This window comes from Pseudomonas sp. FDAARGOS_380, assembly GCF_002591235.1.
Lineage (GTDB): Bacteria > Pseudomonadota > Gammaproteobacteria > Pseudomonadales > Pseudomonadaceae > Aquipseudomonas > Aquipseudomonas salmasensis.
Genome location: NZ_CP023969.1, coordinates 1,477,022 through 1,498,242 on the forward strand (window position 1 = coordinate 1,477,022; position 21,221 = coordinate 1,498,242).

The 21,221-nt window shown below is 60.3% G+C and carries 19 protein-coding genes; 13 read left to right on the forward strand and 6 right to left on the reverse strand.

Features of this window, described 5'->3' with window-relative positions:
* Positions 1-291: 291 nt before the first annotated feature.
* Positions 292-648 carry a DUF1493 family protein gene (locus CRN80_RS32085; protein ID WP_098949828.1) on the forward strand — a complete coding sequence of 119 codons (357 nt, stop codon included), beginning with the start codon at positions 292-294 and terminating at the stop codon, positions 646-648.
* A gap of 190 nt (positions 649-838) precedes the next feature.
* Positions 839-1,702, forward strand: a complete 864-nt coding sequence (locus tag CRN80_RS07055; protein WP_256588713.1) for a DMT family transporter — start codon at positions 839-841, stop codon at positions 1,700-1,702.
* A 59-nt stretch (positions 1,703-1,761) separates the two neighbouring features.
* Here the strand turns inward: CRN80_RS07055 and CRN80_RS07060 are convergent, their stop codons facing one another.
* Positions 1,762-3,303 carry a phosphoenolpyruvate carboxykinase gene (locus CRN80_RS07060; RefSeq protein ID WP_005783824.1) on the reverse strand — a complete coding sequence of 514 codons (1,542 nt, stop codon included), beginning with the start codon at positions 3,301-3,303 and terminating at the stop codon, positions 1,762-1,764.
* 179 nt (positions 3,304-3,482) lie between these two features.
* Positions 3,483-4,385: an Hsp33 family molecular chaperone HslO gene (gene hslO, locus CRN80_RS07065; RefSeq protein ID WP_003187686.1), complete on the reverse strand. Its 903-nt coding sequence runs from the start codon at positions 4,383-4,385 to the stop codon at positions 3,483-3,485.
* Positions 4,386-4,509: 124 nt separating this feature from the next.
* Between hslO and CRN80_RS07070 the strand changes: the two genes are divergently transcribed.
* On the forward strand, positions 4,510-5,313 hold the full coding sequence (locus CRN80_RS07070) for a phosphatase PAP2 family protein (RefSeq protein WP_098949829.1): 804 nt from the start codon (positions 4,510-4,512) through the stop codon (positions 5,311-5,313).
* Positions 5,314-5,387: 74 nt separating this feature from the next.
* Here CRN80_RS07070 and CRN80_RS07075 read toward each other — a convergent pair whose 3' ends face one another.
* The gene (locus CRN80_RS07075) at positions 5,388-5,795 is read right to left on the reverse strand and encodes an RNA-binding S4 domain-containing protein (protein WP_056782615.1); all 408 of its coding nucleotides are present in this window, start codon (positions 5,793-5,795) and stop codon (positions 5,388-5,390) included.
* A 116-nt stretch (positions 5,796-5,911) separates the two neighbouring features.
* On the opposite strand from CRN80_RS07075, the gene CRN80_RS07080 reads away from it, so the two are divergent.
* The 3 genes from CRN80_RS07080 to rimK all read left to right on the forward strand — a co-directional run bounded on the left by CRN80_RS07080 (position 5,912) and on the right by rimK (position 8,089).
* The gene (locus CRN80_RS07080; protein ID WP_098949830.1) at positions 5,912-6,691 is read left to right on the forward strand and encodes an EAL domain-containing protein; all 780 of its coding nucleotides are present in this window, start codon (positions 5,912-5,914) and stop codon (positions 6,689-6,691) included.
* Positions 6,692-6,770: 79 nt separating this feature from the next.
* Complete coding sequence (locus CRN80_RS07085) at positions 6,771-7,187, forward strand: ATP-dependent zinc protease (protein WP_229999889.1); 417 nt, start codon at positions 6,771-6,773, stop codon at positions 7,185-7,187.
* Positions 7,184-8,089, forward strand: coding sequence for a 30S ribosomal protein S6--L-glutamate ligase (gene rimK / locus CRN80_RS07090; RefSeq protein ID WP_098949831.1), 906 nt, complete (start codon positions 7,184-7,186; stop codon positions 8,087-8,089). The genes CRN80_RS07085 and rimK overlap by 4 nt, the downstream gene beginning before the upstream one ends.
* Before the next feature lie 606 nt (positions 8,090-8,695).
* On the opposite strand, the gene CRN80_RS07105 is transcribed toward rimK, so the two are convergent.
* A complete protein-coding gene (locus CRN80_RS07105; RefSeq protein ID WP_003187671.1) occupies positions 8,696-10,009 on the reverse strand; it encodes an ATP-binding protein in 1,314 nt (437 codons plus the stop codon).
* A gap of 117 nt (positions 10,010-10,126) precedes the next feature.
* Positions 10,127-10,867: a two-component system response regulator OmpR gene (gene ompR / locus CRN80_RS07110; protein ID WP_003187669.1), complete on the reverse strand. Its 741-nt coding sequence runs from the start codon at positions 10,865-10,867 to the stop codon at positions 10,127-10,129.
* A 356-nt stretch (positions 10,868-11,223) separates the two neighbouring features.
* On the opposite strand from ompR, the gene CRN80_RS07115 reads away from it, so the two are divergent.
* The 7 genes from CRN80_RS07115 to tauD all read left to right on the forward strand — a co-directional run bounded on the left by CRN80_RS07115 (position 11,224) and on the right by tauD (position 19,976).
* The gene (locus CRN80_RS07115; RefSeq protein ID WP_098949832.1) at positions 11,224-13,548 is read left to right on the forward strand and encodes a Tex family protein; all 2,325 of its coding nucleotides are present in this window, start codon (positions 11,224-11,226) and stop codon (positions 13,546-13,548) included.
* The gene (locus CRN80_RS07120) at positions 13,548-13,931 is read left to right on the forward strand and encodes a PaaI family thioesterase (RefSeq protein ID WP_050499455.1); all 384 of its coding nucleotides are present in this window, start codon (positions 13,548-13,550) and stop codon (positions 13,929-13,931) included. Before CRN80_RS07115 ends, CRN80_RS07120 begins: the two co-directional genes overlap by 1 nt.
* A gap of 214 nt (positions 13,932-14,145) precedes the next feature.
* Positions 14,146-15,729 (forward strand): glutamate--cysteine ligase, encoded by a 1,584-nt coding sequence (gene gshA / locus CRN80_RS07125; RefSeq protein WP_047712341.1) that lies wholly within the window; start codon positions 14,146-14,148, stop codon positions 15,727-15,729.
* A 788-nt stretch (positions 15,730-16,517) separates the two neighbouring features.
* Positions 16,518-17,495, forward strand: a complete 978-nt coding sequence (tauA, locus tag CRN80_RS07135) for a taurine ABC transporter substrate-binding protein (RefSeq protein WP_098949833.1) — start codon at positions 16,518-16,520, stop codon at positions 17,493-17,495.
* A 17-nt stretch (positions 17,496-17,512) separates the two neighbouring features.
* Entirely contained in the window at positions 17,513-18,292 is a 780-nt protein-coding gene (gene tauB, locus CRN80_RS07140; RefSeq protein WP_098949834.1) for a taurine ABC transporter ATP-binding subunit, read from the forward strand.
* Complete coding sequence (gene tauC, locus CRN80_RS07145; protein WP_032894126.1) at positions 18,289-19,125, forward strand: taurine ABC transporter permease TauC; 837 nt, start codon at positions 18,289-18,291, stop codon at positions 19,123-19,125. The genes tauB and tauC overlap by 4 nt, the downstream gene beginning before the upstream one ends.
* Positions 19,126-19,139: 14 nt before the next feature.
* A complete protein-coding gene (tauD, locus tag CRN80_RS07150) occupies positions 19,140-19,976 on the forward strand; it encodes a taurine dioxygenase (RefSeq protein WP_098949835.1) in 837 nt (278 codons plus the stop codon).
* A 174-nt stretch (positions 19,977-20,150) separates the two neighbouring features.
* On the opposite strand, the gene mgrA is transcribed toward tauD, so the two are convergent.
* Entirely contained in the window at positions 20,151-21,188 is a 1,038-nt protein-coding gene (gene mgrA, locus CRN80_RS07155) for an L-glyceraldehyde 3-phosphate reductase (RefSeq protein ID WP_032894128.1), read from the reverse strand.
* Positions 21,189-21,221 lie beyond the last annotated feature (33 nt).

A 21,221-nucleotide genomic window follows, 5' to 3' on the forward strand; every position in this document is an offset into this window, starting at 1 on the left:
AGGGTGGCTGGTGCTATGAATGAATACATTCAGTGGATCAATTTGCTGCTCTTCTTAATACTGGCCGCTGTCATTGATAGAACAATAAGGTTGCCCCTACTCAGAAAATGGCTCGGGCTCTGCCTATTGATAACCGGTCCAACACTTCTGTTGTATGCCACGTCCTGGATCATAGGGGCACAGCTTGAAAGTCTGCCGATAGTCGCCTTTGTGACAGGCATCGGGTTGCTGAGCACCTCGAATATCTATCGCAGGGTAAAAAACACTCACCCTTTGATGATTGCAACCACCATGAACCTTTCTCCCAACTTCCCCGAAGACCCTGTCATGCAGCAACTTATGCAATTGCTACATGAAGAAATCGACTTGCCAAAACACAAGACCATTGGCCTGCATACCTCACTGAACTTCGACCTCGGGTGCGATGGCGTTGAGGCCAAGCAATTTATGGAGGCGCTGGAACAGGATTTCGGGGTCGACCTGGGTGACTACGATGCCTATCGTTACTTCCAGCCGCCGGTGTTCGACGTGTTCCTGAAGCGTCGCGCCAAGGGCCGTGGCGACAAGATTCCGTTGACCATCGGCATGCTCTACCTGGCGATCAAGAACCATAGCTGGGACACGCAAACGCTGGAAAACCTGAGCTGACTCCAATGAAGATTTTTCTGTAGGAGCGAGCTTGCTCGCGAAAAACTCACAGGCGCCGCGTTTATTCAGGAAGCACGCGTTATCGTTGACGTTTTTCGCGAGCAAGCTCGCTCCTACAGTATTAGGGCAAGCCCCTCCCACATTGGATCTGCGCTAATCTGGCGAGCCGTGTAAATAACAAGGACTGTCAATGGACGTAACAATGGGCCTGCTGGCCGCCCTGCTATGGGGTGGCACGGACTTTCTGGTGGGCCTCAACGCCCGCGCCGTTGGCGTTAAACGCGCGGTGTATTTCGGCCAAGCCCTCGGCTTTTTGATCATGACCCTCCTGCTGGTCATTTTCCCGGCCTTCCTTTTCAAATCCCTTGATGCGCCTTTCAGCGTCTGGCTTTTGGGTATCGCCGCCGCCCTGCTGACGGTGTCCGGCGCCCTTGCGCTGTCCAAAGCCTTTGCCTTGGGCAAAGCGGCCATCGTCGCGCCGCTGGTGACGTCCTATGGAGTGGTGACCACCCTGCTCTCCTGGGCCAGCGGTGAGCACATCAGCCTGGTACAACTGGGTTGCATCGCTTTGTGCGTGATCGGCGTTGTGCTGTCCAGCATTCACAAGGACAACGGTACGCCCCACAACAACCCGCGCCTGTCGATTGCCTACGCCATGTTCGCCGCAGCCTTGTATGGCACCAGTTTCTGGCTGCAAGGCCGCTACACACTGCCGGCGTTGGGGCCGATCAGCATGTTGTGGCTCGGCTACCTGGTGGGCCTGTGCGTGCTGGTGGTGATGGTGCTGAAGATCAAGGATGGCCTGAAGATCCCGCCGCTGAAAAACTGCGCGACGTTGACCGGGGCGAGCTTGATGAATCTCGGCGGGTTCTCGGCATTTTCGTGGGGCGCGATGGCCGGCTCGGTGTCGGTGGTGACCGTGATCAGTACGCTGTCGGGAGGCATTGCGGCGATTCTGGGGTTCGTGTTTTTCAAGGAACGATTGTCAGCGGTGCAGGTGGCAGGCGTCGTGCTGGTGCTGGTCGGTGCAGTGGTACTGCACATCGCCGACTAATCGTTCGCGCATAAAAAAGCCGCCTACTTAAGAGGCGGCTTTTTTACAACCAGCGAATCTTACAACTTAGGACCCGCCGCCTTGATCGCATCGCTGACTTCAAACTTCTTGAAGTTTTCGATGAACAGGCCAGCCAGCGCCTTCGCGGCTTCGTCGTAGGCAGCCTTGTCAGCCCAGGTGTTGCGTGGGTTCAACAGGCCGGTTTCAACGCCCGGTACGGCCAATGGCACGTCGAGGTTGATGGTGTCCAGGTGTTCGGTTTGCGCACCGATCAACGCGCCGCTCTGGATCGCTGCAATCACGCCGCGAGTGGTCGGGATGTTGAAGCGTTTACCAACGCCGTAGCCGCCGCCGGTCCAGCCAGTGTTGACCAGGTAGACCTTGGAGCCGAAACCACGGATGCGCTTGATCAGAAGCTCTGCGTACTCACCGGCCGGGCGTGGGAAGAACGGCGCGCCGAAGCAGGTGGAGAACGTCGACTTGATGCCGCTGCCCGAACCCATTTCGGTCGAACCCACCAGAGCGGTGTAGCCGGACAGGAAGTGGTAGGCCGCTTGTTCTTCGCTGAGGATCGACACAGGCGGCAGTACGCCGGTCAGGTCGCAGGTCAGGAAGATCACCGCGTTTGGCTCGCCGCCCAGGTTCTTCTCGGAACGCTTGGCAACGTGCTCCAGCGGGTAGGCGGCACGGCTGTTCTGGGTCAGGCTGACGTCGGCGTAGTCGGCGTGCTTGGCCTCGTCGATCACGACGTTTTCCAGCACTGCGCCATGCTTGATGGCTTTCCAGATAACCGGCTCGTTCTTCTCGGACAGGTCGATGCACTTGGCGTAGCAACCGCCTTCGATGTTGAACACCACGCCTTCGCCCCAGCCGTGCTCGTCGTCACCGATCAGGTAACGGCTTTCGTCGGCCGACAGGGTGGTCTTGCCAGTGCCGGACAGGCCGAAGAACAGGGTCACGTCGCCTGCTTCGCCGATGTTGGCGGCGCAGTGCATTGGCAGCACGTCGGCAGCCGGCAGCAGGAAGTTCTGCACCGAGAACATGGCTTTTTTCATTTCACCGGCGTAACGCATGCCGGCAATCAGTACTTTTTTCTGGGCGAAGTTGAGGATCACGCAACCGTCGGAGTTGGTGCCGTCACGCTCTGGCACGCACTCGAAGTTGGCCACGTTGAGCACTTGCCACTCTTCACGACCGGCCGGGTTGTACTGGGCCGGGTTGATGAACAGGCAACGACCGAACAGGTTCTGCCAGGCAGTCTGGGTGGTCATTTTCACGGCCAGGTAGTGGTCTTCTGCAGCCCCTACGTGAACATGGGAAACGAAATGCTCTTGCGCGTTGTTGAAGGCCTCGACGCGAGCCCACAGGGCATCGAACTTGTCGGCCGGGAACTTGCGGTTGATCGGGCCCCAGGCAATGGCGTCCTGGGTGGAAGGCTCTTCAACGATGAAACGGTCAACCGGCGAACGACCGGTGCGGTGACCGGTTTCTACGACCAGCGCGCCAGTATCGGCAAGCACGCCTTCACCGCGCTGCAGGGCTTCTTTGACCAGATCGTCAACACTCAGATCGGTGTATACGGCGTTATTGGCTTGCGTCATGAGGTTCCCCGTCGGCCTATGGCCGAGTGCTCCAAACGTTTTGTAGTAGAAAGTTGCGCACTACTACCGCGAAAAAAGTGGGCCGGATTATGCCAGAAAAGCCCAAAAAGAGTAGGGCCCTCCCGTCAGAACACCTCTAATCCGGCGTTTGTCAGGTGATTTACCTGTGCTTAAACGTTTTAGTGGCGGGTGTCGGAAGGGGTGTCGCTGCCTGCGCCAGCGAACAATTGCGCTACATCAGCCGCATCGAACAGGTAGCGCTGGTTGCAGAACTGGCAGTCGATCTCGATATGGCCGCCATGTTCCACCACCAGGTTTTGCGCATCTTCCAGGCCCAGACTGACCAGCGCGTTGCCGGAACGCTCGCGCGAGCAGCTGCAATTGAAGCGCAGGCCTTGTGCGTCGAACAGGCGCACGGCTTCTTCATGGTAGAGGCGGTGCAGGATGGTTTCGTTGTCCAGGCCCAGCAGTTCTTCGGCCTTCAAGGTGTCGGCCAGGGCGATGATATGCCGCCAGCTTTCGGCACGGTCATCCTCATCCTTGATGCGATCGGCCGGCAGTTGTTGCACCAGCAAACCGCGAGCGCGCTTGCCGTCGGCGTTAAGCCAGAACTTGGTGCCCACTTGCTGGGACATGACGAAGTAGTTGGTGAAGCATTCCGACAGGGTTTGGCCATCGAGGTCGACAATACCCTGGTAGCGCTGGCCTTCGGTCGGGTCGACAGTCAGTGCCAGGACGCCGTTGGGCATCAGGTCGGCCAGGGTAGCGTCTGCAGCAATCTGCTCAGCGTCATAGCGAGCCAGGCCACGGATCTCGCGCTCGCTGGAGCACTCGATCATCAACATGGGCACCGGCCCTTCGGAACGAGCCTGCAAGATCAGCAAACCGTCGAACTTCATGGTGCCCACCAGCAGCGCCGCGGCGGCCATCAACTCGCCGAGCAATTGCGCGACCGGCTCCGGATAGGCGTGTTTAGCAAGGACTTCGGCATAGCTGAGCTCCAACGAAACCATCTCGCCGCGGGCATCGCTCTCATCGAAGATGAAGCGTTGGGTGAAGTCGGTATCCGGTAGATCAGTCATAGGTCTGGGTATCTGAAGTGATGACAAAATGATTACAAGGTTTATAAAATTAAACGCTTTAGCACCATCTTGGTGCGCCTGCTCCTGAATTCAAGGAGCGCAATAGAGCGATGAGGGACAGTTTATGAACAATCCGGGTTTGTTCCAAGCCAACTGGAACCTCCGGCGATGGGCTCTTTGCAATCTACTCGCTATCGGGCTGCTGTGTTTTTGGCTGTGGCCCACGGGCCAGATGCTCTGTGTGATTTTCGACGAGTGGCTGTTTCACCTGCTCAATGGCCCATTGGCCACGAACTCGACCTGGTTGCATGTATGGGCCGTGGCGAGCCTGCGACCGTTTGATGCAGTGGTCGGCGTGATTTTGCTGGCGCTGCTGATTCGCGGCGACTGGGTGTTCAAGGCCGTGCAGGTGCGCCAGGCGTTTTTTGGCTTCCTCGGCATCCTGCTGCTGTTGCTGTTTATCCGCATGCTGTTCTCCAAACTCGCGGCGCACATGGGCTGGCAGCACAGTAGCCCGTCGATGGTCATCAGCGGCGCGATTCAAATGAGCGACTTTTTCCCAGGGCTGGAGAAAACCTGGGAGCTGAAGGACCGCTCGAGCCAGAGCTTCCCCGGCGACCATGCTTCGGTGCTGTTGATCTGGGCGATGTTCATGAGCGTGTTCGCCCGGCGCATCGGCCAGGTGCTGGTGATCTGGGGCCTGGCGCTGCTGTTCATGATGCCGAGGCTGGTGGCCGGCGCGCACTGGGGCCAGGATGATTACATCGGCGGCGTGCTGCTGGCGCTGTTGGCGTTGGGGTGGGGGTATTACACGCCGTTTGCGGCGAAGGTATCGGGCACTTTGTTGCGCATGACGGCGCCGCTTTTCGGGCTACTGAGCAAGTTGCCCGTTATTGGGCGGTTGAGTGTCATGCGCACAACTGCGTAACCCCAAGGGCTAAAAGTGGGAGCGGGCTTGCTTGCTCCCACATTTGATCGAGTTTGCATGGGCGACTCGTGTAATCAGTCGTCATTGCCGCTGCCGCGAAACTTGAACAGATCGCGGCGCTGCTTCTTGCTTGGCTTGCCATCGGTGGTCAAGCCTGAAGCGCCCGCCTTGCGCATGGCCGCAGCGTTCTCACGCTTGGCAATGCTGGCTTCGGTTTCCGCATACAGCGCCTGCGCTTCGGGCGCGCCGCGGCGCACAATGGAAAGCGCCTGTACCACGATGGTTTTTTCATCAAACCCTGTACGAATCTGAAACTCGTCACCGACGCGCGGTTCCTTGCCCGGCTTGCAGCGCTCGCCGCGATGATGCACCTTGCCGCTCTCTATAGCCGCCTTGGCCAGGGCGCGGGTCTTGTAGAACCGGGCTGCCCACAACCACTTGTCCAACCGGACCTTCTCTTGCTCTTCCTGCTTTTGAGCCACTTGAATTCCTCGCTCTGAAAAATGTCGCAACTTTACCGTTGAAACCCTTCGACGCATAAACCCCCAGGCTCACCTAAGATACGCCAGGTAGCACCCTGTTTTCGCGAGGATACGCCGTGACCGACTTTCCCGTTTCACTCACCTCGCCCAACCAGCGGTGCGTGGGCTGCCAGCAAAGCGAGCCGCTGGGGTTCGATTTTGCGTTTGCCTACCAGCCTATCGTAGACCTGCGTGACCATTCGATATTCGCCCACGAAGCCTTGGTGCGCGGTACCCAGGGAGAAGGCGCGCTGTCGGTGCTGGCTCAGGTCAACGAAACCAATCGCTACCGCTTCGACCAGCGCTGCCGGACCAAAGCCATCGCCGGTGCCGCTGCCTTGGGCATGCAGACTCACCTTTCCATCAATTTCATGCCCAATGCCGTATATCGCCCGGAGCTGTGTATCCGCAGCACGCTGGAGGCCGCCCGGGCGCACAATTTCCCGCTGGACCGGCTGATTTTCGAGACCCTGGAAAGCGAGCACGTAGATAACTATCGCCATTTGACGAATATTCTGCGTGAATACCGCGAATTCGGCTTCAAGACCGCCATCGACGACTTCGGTGCGGGCTATTCGGGGCTGAACCTGCTGGCCGATTTCCAACCTGACTTGATCAAGCTCGACATGGCGCTGATTCGCGATGTCGACCAGGATCGTGTCCGTCAAGTGATCGTCCGGGGGATTGTCACAATCTGTGAGCAGTTGGGGGTTACTGTCATCGCCGAGGGCATCGAAAGTGCCGGCGAGCGCGACTTCCTATCCGACTGCGGAATATTTCTGATGCAGGGTTTCTGGTTCGCCAAGCCTGCACTCAAAGCGTTGGCTGAGGTATCTCCTCAAGCCTGGGCAAATTGACCGGTTAACCCTATTGAAGACATTTGACCATTTGACCGTTGTAGGTCTGCGTGAGTGGGTGGCACTTCCCGACTTGGGAGTGGCGGGCCTGCGCGCGAAGATCGACACCGGCGCCAGCACCTCAAGCCTGCACGCCACCGATATCGAGCCCTTTGAGCGCGACGGTGAAAAGTGGGTGCGATTTACCGCGCACCTGGGCAGCGTGGTGCAATTGCGTCACCGGCGCTGTGAAGCGCCCCTGGTGACGATGAAAACCATCAAGAGCTCCAACGGCCATGCACAGGTGCGCTACGTGATCAGCACCACCCTGGCCCTGGGTGATCGGGTATGGCGGGTAGAGTTCACCCTCGCCTGTCGCAAAGCCATGCGTTACCGCCTGCTGCTGGGCTCCAAGGCACTGATTGACGGCCAGTTGGTGGTCAATCCAGGCCTCAAGTACGTTCAAGACAAGCCGGTGTTCCCGGTCTCCACTATTTCTGCCCCAGGTGCTGCATGAAGATTGCTGTGCTGTCGCGAAACCCGCGTCTGTATTCCACCCGCCGCCTGGTCGAGGCCGGCACTGAACGTGGCCATGAAATGGTGGTGATCGACACGTTGCGTGCCTACATGAACATTGCCAGCCACAAGCCGCAGATCCACTACCGGGGCAAGCCCCTGGAAGGCTTTGATACGGTGATCCCGCGTATCGGCGCTTCGGTGACGTTCTATGGCTGCGCGGTATTGCGCCAGTTTGAAATGATGGGCGTGTTTCCGCTGAATGAATCCGTGGCCATTGCGCGCTCGCGGGACAAGCTGCGCTCCCTGCAACTGCTGTCGCGCCGGGGCATTGGCCTGCCGGTCACCGGTTTTGCCCATTCCCCGGATGACATTCCCGACCTGATCGAGATGGTCAACGGCGCACCGTTGGTGATCAAGGTGCTCGAAGGCACCCAGGGCATCGGTGTGGTGCTGTGTGAAACAGCAACGGCAGCGGAGTCGGTGATTGAGGCGTTCATGGGCCTCAAGCAGAACATCATGGTGCAGGAGTACATCAAGGAAGCGGGCGGCGCGGACATTCGCTGCTTCGTGGTGGGCGACAAGGTGATTGCGGCTATGAAGCGCCAGGCCAAGCCCGGTGAGTTCCGCTCCAACCTGCACCGTGGCGGCAGCGCCAGCCTGATCAAGATCACCCCGGAAGAACGCATGACAGCGCTGCGTGCGGCCAAGGTGATGGGGCTGAGCGTGGCGGGCGTGGACATCCTGCGCTCCAACCATGGCCCGTTGGTGATGGAAGTAAACTCATCGCCAGGCCTGGAAGGGATCGAAACCACCACCGGTAAGGATGTGGCGGGGATCATCATTCAGCATCTGGAGAAGAACGGCGGGCCGAATATGACTCGGACCAAGGGCAAGGGCTGAATACCCACATCTACCACCCATCACAAAACACCTGTGGGAGCTGGCTTGCCTGCGATAGCGGCCTGCCAGCCGGCGGCTATCTACCTGGCGCCCCTCGGTCCCAATGTGGGAGCGGGCTTGCTCGCGAAGGCGGCCTGACAATCGACACAGTTATACCGAGTACATATCCATTCCTGCGGTAACGGCCACTTAGGGTTCCGCTCTGACAGCGGCTCACTTTTGAAAAGCGCAAAAGTAAGCAAAACGCTCTTGCCCCACCACTCGGCACCTCGCCTAGGCTCGGTGTGCCCGTAATCCGCCAGTGATTTGGGGGGCCGCCGCCACGCGCCATCCATGGCGCGGGGCGGCTAAACCGGCATCCCTGCCGGTTTACCCCCCAAATCACTGTCGAATTACGGCCAGCGTGGTTTAACGGGGCGCTTGAGATCAAGATCAAAAGCAGATCAAGAGCGACTCGCTTCGCATCGTAGTTACCGTCGGCTGCTACAACGTACAAAATTGTGTAGATACCTATGCTGCGATAGCGGTAGCTCAGTCAACAACGACGTTGAATGTGCCGCCCTCTTCGCAGGCAAGCCAGCTCCCACATTTGCATTCATATGTTTGTTAGACAGCGTCCCTAGGCAACATCAACCCCAACGGCAGCCGCACCCGCGCTTCCAACCCGCCGCCTTCGCGGTTGCGCAACTCAACATTGCCGCCATGCATCGACGCAATCCGCCGCACAATCGCCAACCCCAACCCGGTGCCCTTGCCACCTCGGGCTCGGTCGCCACGGGTGAAGGGGTTGAAGATACCTTCCAGTTCCGCCGGATCGATTCCTGTGCCACGGTCCATCACGCTCAGCACCACGTAAGGTGCGGCACTGTCGCCGGAGACGTACGCGGCCACTTCCACATCGGAACCGGCATGGTGCAAGGCGTTGCCAATCAAGTTGTTCAGCAGGCGCTTCATCGACACCCGGCGTAAGGCGAACGGCTGGATCGGCTCCAGGCGCGTGCGCACCTGTTCACCGTTCTGGTTATAGGGCGCAACCACTTCACGCACGAGGTCGGTGAGGTCGACCTCCTCGACCACCTCATCCCGCCCGTCACGGATGAACGCCAGGAACTGGTCCAGGATGGCGTCCATGTCTTCGATGTCGCGCACCATGTCATCGGTGAGGTCGGTATGGTCCCCCATCAACTCCAGGGACAAGCGTAATCGCGTCAAGGGTGTGCGCAAGTCATGAGACACCCCTGCCAGCATCAACTCGCGCTCGCGCCCAGCTTGTTCGACGTCTTCCGCCATTTGGTTGAACGCGCCGTACACCTCGGTCATCTCACTAGGGGTGTCGCTGACCGGCAGGCGCACACTGCGCCCCTGGCCCAGTTGGCGAGCGGCAAACACCAGGCGTTTGAGGGGTTGGTTGAGCTGGCGGACGAAAATCCACGCAGACGCCGTTGAGAGCAAGCCAATGGCCAGGAACCAACCCAACACGTTCCAGATTTTTTGCCCGCGCAGCGGGTGCGGATAAAGCGGAACCTTGATCCACGCATCCCCCAGGCTGGGCGCTCGCACCCACAGCGCAGGCGAAACATGCATACGCAGGCGCACCTCGGTGTCGGCACCCAATTCGGCCTGCATCTGGCGCTGGTAAATCTCGCTGTAAGGCCAATGTTGCTCGCCTTCAGGCACACCGGCGCCGTCAACCCGAGTCAGGGTCGATGCCTTGGCTACTTTTTCGCGGTTCTCAGGGTCTACCGCCCAATAACCACGCAACGTCAGGGCGACGCCATGGCTGTACTGCCGGTCTACCAGCACGTCTTCGTTCATCAGCAGATAAACCAGCGTGAGTGCCTTGGAAAACAGAACGACAATAAGCACCAGCCAGAGGGTGCGGGAGAAGAAACTTTGTGGGAACCACAGCGGGGTTTTCATAGATGAAAGCTGCACACCTTGCAGGAACGAGCGGTGCTCGCAGAATTGCAGACGCCGGGCATCCCGTCGACCTTCATGGGGTCAAACGCCAGGATACCCGCCCCTGCAAATCATCGGTCACTTGGTTGCGGTGCCATCCGGCACAAACACATAACCCACACCCCACACGGTCTGGATATACCGCGGCTTGGACGGGTCTGGCTCGATCATCCGGCGCAGTCGGGAAATCTGCACATCAATGGAGCGCTCCAGGGCGTCCCATTCCCGGCCACGGGCCAGGTTCATCAGCTTGTCACGGGTGAGCGGCTGGCGAGCGTTCATCACCAAGGCCTTGAGCACTGCGAATTCACCTGTGGTGAGCATGTGCACTTCTTCACCGCGCTTGAGCTCACGGGTGGCCAGCGACAGTTCGTAGTCGCCAAAGGTGACGCTTTCGTCTTCGCTACCCGGTGCGCCCGGTACCGCCGGCGCCTGGCGACGCAACACGGCCTTGACCCGCGCCATCAGCTCATCGGGGTTGAACGGTTTGGCCAGGTAGTCATCAGCACCCAGTTCCAGGCCTTTGATACGGCTCAGCTCATCGCCCTTGGCGGTGAGCATGATGATCGGGATCTGGTTGTTCGCACCGCGCAGGCGCTTGCACGCGGTGAGGCCGTCTTCGCCGGGCAGCATCAGGTCGAGTACGACCAGGTTGAAGACTTCACGCCCTAACAGGCGATCCATCTGCTCGGTGTTCGGCACCGCGCGGGCACGATAGCCCTTGGAGTTGAAAAAACGCTCCAGCAGGCTGCTCAGCCCCGGATCGTCATCAACGATGAGAATTTTTTCGCCTTCAGCAGTTTGTGCGGTGCTGCTCATTGGATGCTCCTCTTATCTCGGCGCGCATTATGGCGTAGCTGCCGTTATACGCACCGTGTGCATTGTTAGCAGATTTTTCATCTACTGCCAGCGAACCCACGCCCTACAACCTGCGGCGCAGTAGCCCCCAAGGGCAGAACGCTGGTTATAATGCGGCGCCTGCGTGCGGGGCAACGTCAGATCGTTACCGTTTGCTGCCGGGCTTTTTTTACCCGCTTGTCGTGAATTTTTCGATTTCGAGGGTCAATAGCCAGCCTCTTGACCCAGGCAGCGGCGCCAGTCGGGCCGCTCAACCAGCCTCGCCGTGCCTTGTTTAACGGGCCGGCGCGCTGATTTTAAGAATTTCAGGTGGTTTTATGGACAGCATCAACAGCCGCATCGCCGAGGAACTCGGCGTACGCCCACAACAGGTCGAAGCGGCCGTCGCTCTACTGGATGAGGGCTCCACGGTGCCTTTCATCGCCCGTTACCGAAAAGAAGTGACCGGCAGCCTCGACGATACCCAACTGCGTCACCTGGAAGAGCGCCTGCGCTACCTGCGAGAACTCGACGAGCGGCGTATCAGCATCCTCGCCAGCATCGAGGAACAGGGCAAGTTGACCCCGCAACTGGAACGCGACATCAAGCTCGCCGACACCAAGACCCGCCTCGAAGACCTTTACCTGCCGTACAAACAGAAACGTCGCACAAAGGGCCAGATCGCCCTGGAAGCCGGCCTGGGTGACTTGGCCGATGGCCTGTTCAACGACCCGTCGCTGACGCCAGAAGCCGAAGCCGCACGCTTTATCGATGCTGAAAAAGGCGTCGCCGACGTCAAGGCTGCCCTCGAAGGCGCCAAGTACATCCTGATGGAGCGCTTCGCCGAAAACGCCAGCCTCTTGGAAAAACTGCGTACCTACCTCAAGCAAGAAGCCATCCTCAGCGCCCGCGTCATCGCCGGTAAAGAGGAAGAAGGCGCCAAGTTCCGCGACTATTTCGAACACGACGAGCCGCTCAAAAGCATGCCGTCCCACCGCGCCCTGGCGATTTTCCGCGGCCGCAACGAAGGCATTCTCAGCTCCGCGCTGAAAGTCGGTGACGAGCTGCCGGGCACCATGCACCCGTGCGAAGGCATGATCGGTCAACAATTCGGTATCCAGAACCAGAACCGCCCGGCAGACAAGTGGCTTGGCGAAGTGGTGCGCTGGACCTGGAAGGTCAAGCTCTACACCCACCTGGAAACCGACCTGCTCGGCGAGTTGCGCGACGGCGCCGAAACCGAGGCGATCAACGTGTTCGCCCACAACCTGCACGACCTGCTGTTGGCCGCACCGGCCGGCCCGCGCGCCACCCTGGGCCTCGACCCGGGCCTGCGCACCGGTTGCAAGGTCGCGGTGGTCGATGCCACCGGCAAGCTGCTGGACCACGCCACCGTGTACCCGCACGTTCCGCACAACAAGTGGGACCAGACCCTGGCGATCCTGGCCGCCCTATGCGCCAAGCACGCGGTGGACCTGATCGCCATCGGCAACGGCACCGCCAGCCGCGAAACCGACAAGCTGGCCGCCGAGCTGATCAAAAAATACCCAGCCATGAAAATGACCAAGGTCATGGTCTCCGAAGCAGGCGCTTCGGTGTACTCGGCGTCTGAGTTGGCCTCCAAGGAATTCCCAGACCTCGACGTGTCGATCCGTGGCGCGGTGTCCATCGCCCGTCGCCTGCAAGACCCGCTGGCCGAACTGGTGAAGATCGACCCTAAATCCATCGGCGTCGGCCAGTACCAGCACGACGTGTCGCAGCTGAAACTGGCACGCGGCCTGGATGCGGTGGTGGAAGACTGCGTAAACGCCGTGGGGGTGGATGTGAATACCGCGTCCGTGGCCCTGCTGGCGCGGATCTCCGGCCTCAACGCCACCCTGGCGCAGAACATCGTCAGCCATCGCGACGAAAACGGCGCGTTCAAAACCCGCGCCGCGCTGAAAAAGGTCGCACGCCTGGGTGAAAAAACCTTTGAACAGGCTGCTGGTTTCCTACGCGTAATGAACGGCGACAACCCGCTGGACGCCTCTGCGGTTCACCCGGAAGCCTACCCGTTGGTGCAACGCATTGCCGCCGAGACCGACCGCGATATCCGTTCGTTGATCGGCGATGCCGCGTTCCTCAAGCGCCTGGACCCGAAGAAGTACACCGACGAAACCTTCGGTGTGCCGACCATCACCGACATCCTGCAAGAGCTGGAGAAACCGGGTCGCGACCCGCGCCCCGAGTTCAAGACCGCCGAGTTCCAGGACGGCGTCGAAGACCTCAAGGACCTGCAACCGGGCATCATCCTCGAAGGCGTGGTAACCAACGTGACCAACTTCGGCGCATTCGTGGACATCGGTGTGCATCAGGACGGTTTGGTGCATATCTCTGCGCTTTCGGAGAAGTTCATCAAAGACCCTCGCGAGGCGGTGAAAGCCGGTGACGTGGTCAAGGTCAAGGTCATGGAAGTCGACATCCCGCGTAAACGCGTGGGCCTGTCGATGCGCATGAGCGACACCCCCGGCGAGAAAATCGACGGTGCCCGTGGCGCTCGCCCAGGTTCGGCGCCGCGCCAGTCGCAGAACAACGCGCCGCGCAAGGAAACCGCGACTGCCGCGCCGAGCAACAACGCCATGGCGTCGCTGTTTGCCAACGCTAAACAGCTGAAGAAGCGCTGATGGAGATTCCGGCCGGTTTGACCCAGAGCGCCTTCAGCGAACTGATCGGCTGCCGCCTGCAACGCCTGGAAGAGGGCGTTGCCGAGGTGGCCCTGACCCTGGAGCCGCACCTGCGCAACCGCGCGGGCAAGCTCCATGGCGGGGCGATTTTCAGCCTGGTGGACATCACCATGGGCCTGGCCTGTTCCAGCGCCCACGGTTTTGACCAGCAGAGCGCTACCATCGAATGCAAGATCAACTATATCCGCGCTGTGGAAGACGGTGATGTGCTGTGCACCAGCCGGGTGATCCACGCCGGTCGCCGCACCTTGGTGGTCGACGCCGACGTGTACCAAGGCGAAAGACTTGTCGCAAAAGCACAGGGCACGTTCGCTGTCCTATAGCTCCCCACCCCCGATTTGAGTTAATTTCGGCGCTGCGATAACAGCGTCGGAATTTTCTCGCTGCGCTGTAGCCCAATTCATGGAGTGAAGTCGGCAAATTCAGAGCGGGTCAAATCGACTCAAAACCAGGCGATCACGCCAGTTTCAACTTCACCCTTGTAGACCGTCCTGCCCACCCCCATATTGGGGCGACTGACGCGTGAAGGAATCCAACTTGAGCGAACTTCTCAACCGCCGCCTGGCCCTGCTCGGCAAGCGCGAACACCTCTCCCTGCTAGAGCAATGCTTGCACGGCATCGAGCGCGAATGCCTGCGTGTCACCAACGAAGGTCGCCTGGCGCAAACGCCGCACCCCGAAGCCTTGGGCGCCGCGCTGACCAATGAACAGATCACCACCGACTACTCGGAATCGCTGCTGGAGTTCATCACCCCAGCCCTGCCGAACCCGGCCGATACCCTGAGCAGCCTGGACAAGATCCATCGCTTTGCCTACTCCAAGCTGGGCAGCGAATACCTGTGGAGCCCCTCGATGCCGTGCCCGCTGCCGGCCGAGGAAGATATTCCGATTGCCTACTACGGCACCTCCAATATCGGCCAGCTCAAGTACGTGTACCGCAAGGGCCTGGCCCTGCGTTACGGCAAGACCATGCAATGCATAGCGGGCATCCACTACAACTTTTCCCTGCCGGAACAGCTGTGGCCGTTGCTCAAGGAAACAGAAGGATTTGTCGGCACCGACCGCGACTATCAGTCCACGGCCTACATCGCGCTGATCCGTAATTTCCGGCGCTACAGCTGGCTGTTGATGTACCTGTTCGGCGCCTCGCCCGCCCTGGACGCCGGCTTTCTGCGCGGGCGCTCGCACCAGCTTGAAGTCCTCGACGCCGACACCCTGTACCTGCCCTACGCCACCAGCCTGCGCATGAGCGACCTGGGTTACCAGAGCAACGCCCAGGCCGGCCTGACGCCGTGCTACAACGACTTGGCCAGCTACACCGACAGCCTGCGCGAAGCGGTGGCAACGCCCTACGCGCCGTACGTTGAAGTCGGCACGCACAAGGATGGCGAGTGGGTGCAACTGAACACCAACATCCTGCAGATCGAAAACGAGTACTACTCCAACATCCGCCCCAAGCGCGTGACCTACACCGGCGAGCGGCCGATCCAGGCGCTGATGGCCCGTGGTATTCAGTACATCGAAGTGCGCTGCCTGGACATCAACCCGTTCCTGCCGATGGGTATCGACCTGCCGGAATCACGTTTCCTCGACGCGTTCCTGCTGTACTGCGCACTAAACGACAGCCCGCTGTTCGCCAACAACGAGTGCGGCAACGCCACCTCCAACTTCCTCAGCGTGGTCAAGGAAGGCCGCCGTCCGGGCCTGCAATTGCAGCGTGACGGCCAGCCAGTGGACATGAAGGAATGGGCCGCCGAGTTGCTGGAGAAGATTGCCCCGCTGGCCGCCCTGCTCGATCAGAGCCACGGCATCACCGAACACAGTGAGGCACTGGACGCCCAGTTGGCCAAGGTCAAGGACCCGTCCCTGACACCGTCGGCTCAGGTGTTGGCGGCGATGGCGGAGCGCAAGGAAAGTTTTGCGCAGTTCTCCCTGCATCAAAGCGAAGTGCATGCTGAATACTTTCGCAAGGAGCCTTTGGCGGCTGACGAACAAGCGCGCTTTGAAGAACTGGCCCGTGCGTCGCTGGCGCAACAGGCGGAGCTGGAGCAGAACGAAGTGGGCGATTTCGACGTGTTTGTCGGCTCGTACCAGGCAAGTATCCTCGCCATCAGCAACTAACCTCAGGCTTGCTCCCCTGGGGAGCTGGCTTGTGTGGGAGCTGGCTTGCCTGCGATAGCCATAGGGATCTACACAACTTTGGTGCGACGCTGGACTGGTGGCGAGGGAGCTTGCTCCCGTGGCGGACTGACAGCTGACGCTGATCTAGCTGACGCACTGCGATCCAAATGTGGGAGCTGGCTTGCCTGCGATGGCGGCCTGACAGCCGACCGGGATGTGAGATCAGACAAAGTACATATCCGTTATTTAGGTAACGGCCACTTAGGGTTCCGCCCTGACGGCGGCTCACTTTTGAGAAGCGCAAAAGTAAGCAAAACGCTCTTGCCCCACCACTCGGCACCTCGCTTAGGCTCGGTGTGCCCGAACGCAGACTTGAATCCGTGGGCCGCCGCCCCGCGCCATCCATGGCGCGGGGCGGCTAACCCGGCGTCCTGCCGGGTTACCCACGAATTCAAGCCTGCGTTCGGCCAGCGTGGTTTAACGGGGCGCCTGAGATCAAGAGCAAGATCAAGAGCGGCTCGCTTCGCATCGTGGTTACCGTCTGCAGCTACAACCCAGAAAGTTGTGTAGATACCTATGCTGCGATAGCGGTGGGTCAGCAATCTATCTGTTGACTGATACACCGCTATCGCAGGCAAGCCAGCTCCCACATTATTCTGCCAGCCTGAAAACAGGCGTCGCCATTTCCCCTCATAAGCTAATTCGAAAAAGTTATTTATTTTCGAATTCTTAGATCATTTAGTCTCCTCTCACGCCGACCCTCGGCCGCCTGATTGAGGAGCTTCCCCTTGAAACTGCTGACCCCTCTGCGCCTGTTGGCCGCATTGTCCCTGGCCGGTGCCAGCCTGTTTGCCCAGGCGGCGGATGTGACCATTGCGTACCAGACCACCGTGGACCCGGCCAAAGTCGCCCAAGCCGATGGCGCCTATGAAAAAGCCACCAACGCCAAGATCGACTGGCGCAAATTCGACAATGGCGCCGACATCATCGCCGCCATCGCGTCCGGCGACGTACAGATCGGCTACCTCGGTTCCAGCCCGCTGACTGCCGCAATCACCCGCAAAGTCCCGGTGCAAACCTTCCTCGTCGCCACCCAGATCGGCGGCGCCGAAGCCCTGGTGGCGCGTGACAGTTCGGGCATCAACAGCCCGCAAGACCTGATCGGCAAAAAGATCGCCGTGCCCTTCGTTTCCACCGGCCACTACAGCCTGCTCGCCGCGCTGAAACACTGGAACATCGACCCGGCCAAAGTCACCATCCTCAACCTCGCCCCGCCGGCCATCATCGCCGCCTGGAAGCGCGGTGATATCGACGCCACCTACGTGTGGGACCCCGCCCTGGGCGTGGCCAAGGAAACCGGCAAGGTGTTGATCACCTCCGGGGAGCTGGCCAAGTTCGGCGCGCCGACGTTCGATGCCTGGATCGTGCGCAAGGATTTCGCCGAGAAGCACCCGGAGATCGTCACCGCTTTCGCCAAGGTCACTCTGGATGCCTACGCCGCCTACCGCAAAGACCCACAAGCCTGGCTCGCCGATGCCGGCAACGTCGACAAACTGGTGAAACTCTCCGGCGCCAAGGCCAGCGACATCCCCTTGCTCCTGCAAGGCAACGTTTACCCGCTTGCTGCCGACCAGGTGACTCTGCTGGGCGCACCGACCACCAAGGCCGTCACCGACACCGCTGCGTTCCTCAAGGAGCAGGGCAAGGTCGATGCCGTGCTGCCCGACTACGCCCCTTATGTCAGCGCCCAGTTCATTACCCACTGACCCAGGAGTTCACTGCGATGGCCTTGCTACAGCTGGAGCGCATCAGCGCACAGTACCCAGGCGCCCCGGAACCGGTACTGTCCGATATTTCACTGGAACTTGGGCCCCAGCAATTGCTGGTTGCCCTGGGCCCGTCCGGCAGTGGCAAGACTTCGCTGTTGAACCTGATTGCCGGTTTCGTCGAACCCTCTGCCGGGCGCATCACCCTCGATGGCGTACCGGTCAAAGGCCCCAGCGCCGAACGCGGCGTGGTGTTCCAGGACGACGCCCTGCTGCCCTGGCAGGACGTGTTGGCCAATGTGGCTTTCGGCCTGGAACTGGCCGGTGTGCCCAAAGCGCAGCGTGAAACACGTGCGCGTGAAATGCTCGCGCTGGTAGACCTGGCCGGTTTCGACAGCCGCCGCATCTGGCAACTCTCCGGTGGCCAGAAGCAACGCGTCGGCCTGGCGCGTGCGTTGGCGGCCGACCCGCGCGTATTGCTGATGGACGAACCCTTCGGCGCCCTGGATGCCTTCACCCGTGAACAGATGCAAGAGTTGCTGCTGCAAGTGTGGCGGCGCACGGCCAAGCCGGTGTTCCTGATTACCCACGACATCGAAGAGGCGGTGTTTCTCGCCACCGACCTGATCTTGCTCGCGCCCAACCCCGGCCAGATTGTTGAACGGTTGCCGCTGGACTTCGGCCAACGCTATGCCGCCGGTGAATCGGCCCGCGCCATCAAGTCCGACCCACGCTTTATCGAAACCCGCGAACACGTGCTGGGCAAAGTGTTCTCCCAACGGCAGGTGTACGCATGAGCAGCTACGAACTTCCCGCCACGGCCACCGAGCCTGCCACACATGCCGTGATCCCGCTGCGCCGGCGCCTGAGCACGCGCTGGATCAGCCTGCTGACCCTGGTGGCCTTGCTCGCCCTCTGGTGGGCCGTCACCGCCACCGGATTGATCGAGCCCCTGTTCCTGCCGCCACCGTCGGCCGTGCTGCAAAAAGGCTGGCTGTTGGCGACCACCGGCTATATGGATTCCACCTTGTGGCAGCACCTGGGCGCGAGCCTCAGCCGCATCGGCCTGGGCCTGGGCTTTGCGGTACTGACCGCCGTACCGGTGGGGATCGCTATCGGTGCCAACCGTATCGCCCGCGGCATTCTCGATCCGCTGATCGAGTTCTACCGGCCGATTCCACCCCTGGCCTACCTGCCGTTGATCGTGATCTGGTGCGGCATTGGCGAGCTGTCCAAGGTGCTGCTGATCTACCTGGCGATCTTCGCCCCGATTGCTATCGCCACCGCCACTGGGGTGCGCACCGTCGACCCGGCCAAATTGCGCGCGGCGCAGTCGTTGGGCGCCACCCGCGCGCAACTTATTCGCCATGTGATCCTGCCCAGCGCCCTGCCCGATATTCTCACCGGTGTGCGCATCGGCCTGGGTGTGGGCTGGTCGACCCTGGTGGCGGCCGAGTTGATTGCCGCCACCAGCGGCCTGGGCTTCATGGTGCAGTCGGCGGCGCAGTTTCTGGTCACTGATGTGGTGGTGCTGGGGATCCTGGTCATCGCCCTGATCGCCTTCGCCATGGAAATGGGCCTGCGCGCCCTGCAGCGTAAATTAGTGCCCTGGCATGGCCAGGCACACTGAGTGAAGAACCCACAATGAGCAGCCTGACCGTTACCCCATTAAGCACCGCCCTGGGCGCCCAGATCAGTGGCGTCGATATCACCCAGCCGCTGAACCCTGAACAGCGCAACGCGATTGAACAGGCGTTGCTCGACTATTCGGTGCTGTTCTTCCGTGACCAGCCGATCACGCCCCAGCAACAGGCTCGGTTCGCAGCGAACTTCGGCGACCTGCACATCCACCCGATCTACCCCAACGTGCCGGAACAGCCCGAAGTGCTGATCCTCGACACCGCCGTCACCGATGTGCGGGATAACGCGGTGTGGCATACCGACGTGACCTTCCTGCCCACGCCTGCCCTGGGCGCGGTGCTCAGCGCCAAACTGTTGCCGGCGTTCGGCGGCGATACCTTGTGGGCCAGTGGGATTGCGGCGTATGCGGCATTGTCCGAGCCGTTGAAGGGCTTGCTCGATGGCCTCACCGCCACACACGATTTCACCAAGTCGTTCCCGCTGGAGCGCTTTGGCAACACCGCCGAAGACCTTGCGCGCTGGGAAGCAACCCGCAAGAAAAACCCGCCGCTATCGCACCCAGTGGTGCGCACGCATCCGGTAAGTGGGCGTAAATCGCTGTTCGTCAGCGACGGCTTCACCACCCGGATCAATGAACTTGAACCGGCCGAAAGCGAGGCGATTCTCAAGCTGCTGTTCGCCCACGCCACCCGCCCGGAATTCACCATTCGCTGGCGCTGGCAGGAAAACGACGTGGCGTTCTGGGATAACCGCGTCACCCAGCATTACGCCGTGGATGACTATCGGCCGCAGCGGCGGGTGATGCACCGGGCGACGATTCTTGGGGATGTGCCGTTTTAGAATCCAGCGAAGATCAACTGTGGGCAAACCCTAATGCCAGTCAGTTAAGGCTTCTTTGTAGGAGCGAGCTTGCTCGCGAAAAACTCAAAGGCGCCGCGTTCATTCAGCAAGCACGCGTTATCGTTGACGTTTTTCGCGAGCAAGCTCGCTCCTACACTTATCGAGTTCGTCAGATTATTCGGCGGTGGAAGGTTTTTCCCACAGGTTAATCCCACCTTCCTGCGCAAACCGATCAATCTCCGCCAACTCTTCGGCACTGAAGCTCAAGTTCTTCAACGCCCCGACGTTTTCGATAATCTGCTCCGGCCGGCTCGCACCGATCAGCGCACTGGTCACCCGTGGGTCCCGCAATGTCCACGCCAGCGCCAACTGGGCCAGGCTCTGGCCACGGCGCTTGGCGATTTCATTGAGGCCGCGTACATGGGCGATGTTGGCTTCGGACAGGTGCTGGGCCTGCAACGAGCCACCACCCGGACGGTTCACCCGCGCATCGGCCGGTACGCCGTTGAGGTATTTATCGGTCAACAAACCCTGGGCCAACGGCGTAAAAGCAATGACCCCGGCGCCGAGTTCTTCAGTGGTGTCCAGCAGGTCTTTTTCCACCCAACGGTTGAGCAGGTTATAGGCCGGCTGGTGGATCAACAGCGGCACTTTCCATTCGCTGAGCAAGGCTGCGATTTCGCGGGTTTTTACCCCGGAGTAAGACGAGATACCGATGTACAACGCCTTGCCTTGTTGCACGGCGGTGGCGAGGGCGCTGGCGGTCTCTTCCAGGGGCGTGTCGGGGTCGAAGCGGTGGGAATAGAAGATATCCACATAGTCGACGCCCAAGCGTTGCAGGCTCTGGTCCAGGCTCGCCAATACGTATTTACGCGAACCGCCACCCTGGCCGTAAGGGCCGGGCCACATGTCCCAGCCGGCTTTGCTGGAGATGATCAATTCGTCGCGATAGTGCTTGAAGTCTTCGCGCAGCAACCGACCGAAATTGATCTCGGCGCTGCCGTAGGGCGGGCCGTAGTTGTTAGCCAGGTCGAAGTGGTTGATGCCCAGGTCGAACGCGGTGCGCAGCAAGGCGCGCTGGGTGTCGATCGGGGTGCTGTCGCCAAAGTTGTGCCACAACCCCAGGGACAGTGCTGGCAGCACCAATCCACTGCGGCCTACGCGGCGATAAGGAATAGATTCATAGCGGTTTTCGGCAGCAATGTACGTCATCGAATCCTCTCTTGATCTAGGGCAAATAAGGCC

Bases quoted from the DNA above. Each gene is read 5' to 3' on its own strand.
- CRN80_RS32085 (WP_098949828.1), top strand. From the start codon at position 292: ATGAACCTTTCTCCCAACTTCCCCGAAGACCCTGTCATGCAGCAACTT.
- CRN80_RS07055 (WP_256588713.1), top strand. From the start codon at position 839: ATGGACGTAACAATGGGCCTGCTGGCCGCCCTGCTATGGGGTGGCACG.
- CRN80_RS07060 (WP_005783824.1), bottom strand. From the start codon at position 3,303: ATGACGCAAGCCAATAACGCCGTATACACCGATCTGAGTGTTGACGAT.
- hslO (WP_003187686.1), bottom strand. From the start codon at position 4,385: ATGACTGATCTACCGGATACCGACTTCACCCAACGCTTCATCTTCGAT.
- CRN80_RS07070 (WP_098949829.1), top strand. From the start codon at position 4,510: ATGAACAATCCGGGTTTGTTCCAAGCCAACTGGAACCTCCGGCGATGG.
- rimK (WP_098949831.1), top strand. From the start codon at position 7,184: ATGAAGATTGCTGTGCTGTCGCGAAACCCGCGTCTGTATTCCACCCGC.
- CRN80_RS07105 (WP_003187671.1), bottom strand. From the start codon at position 10,009: ATGAAAACCCCGCTGTGGTTCCCACAAAGTTTCTTCTCCCGCACCCTC.
- ompR (WP_003187669.1), bottom strand. From the start codon at position 10,867: ATGAGCAGCACCGCACAAACTGCTGAAGGCGAAAAAATTCTCATCGTT.
- CRN80_RS07115 (WP_098949832.1), top strand. From the start codon at position 11,224: ATGGACAGCATCAACAGCCGCATCGCCGAGGAACTCGGCGTACGCCCA.
- CRN80_RS07120 (WP_050499455.1), top strand. From the start codon at position 13,548: ATGGAGATTCCGGCCGGTTTGACCCAGAGCGCCTTCAGCGAACTGATC.
- tauB (WP_098949834.1), top strand. From the start codon at position 17,513: ATGGCCTTGCTACAGCTGGAGCGCATCAGCGCACAGTACCCAGGCGCC.
- tauC (WP_032894126.1), top strand. From the start codon at position 18,289: ATGAGCAGCTACGAACTTCCCGCCACGGCCACCGAGCCTGCCACACAT.
- tauD (WP_098949835.1), top strand. From the start codon at position 19,140: ATGAGCAGCCTGACCGTTACCCCATTAAGCACCGCCCTGGGCGCCCAG.
- mgrA (WP_032894128.1), bottom strand. From the start codon at position 21,188: ATGACGTACATTGCTGCCGAAAACCGCTATGAATCTATTCCTTATCGC.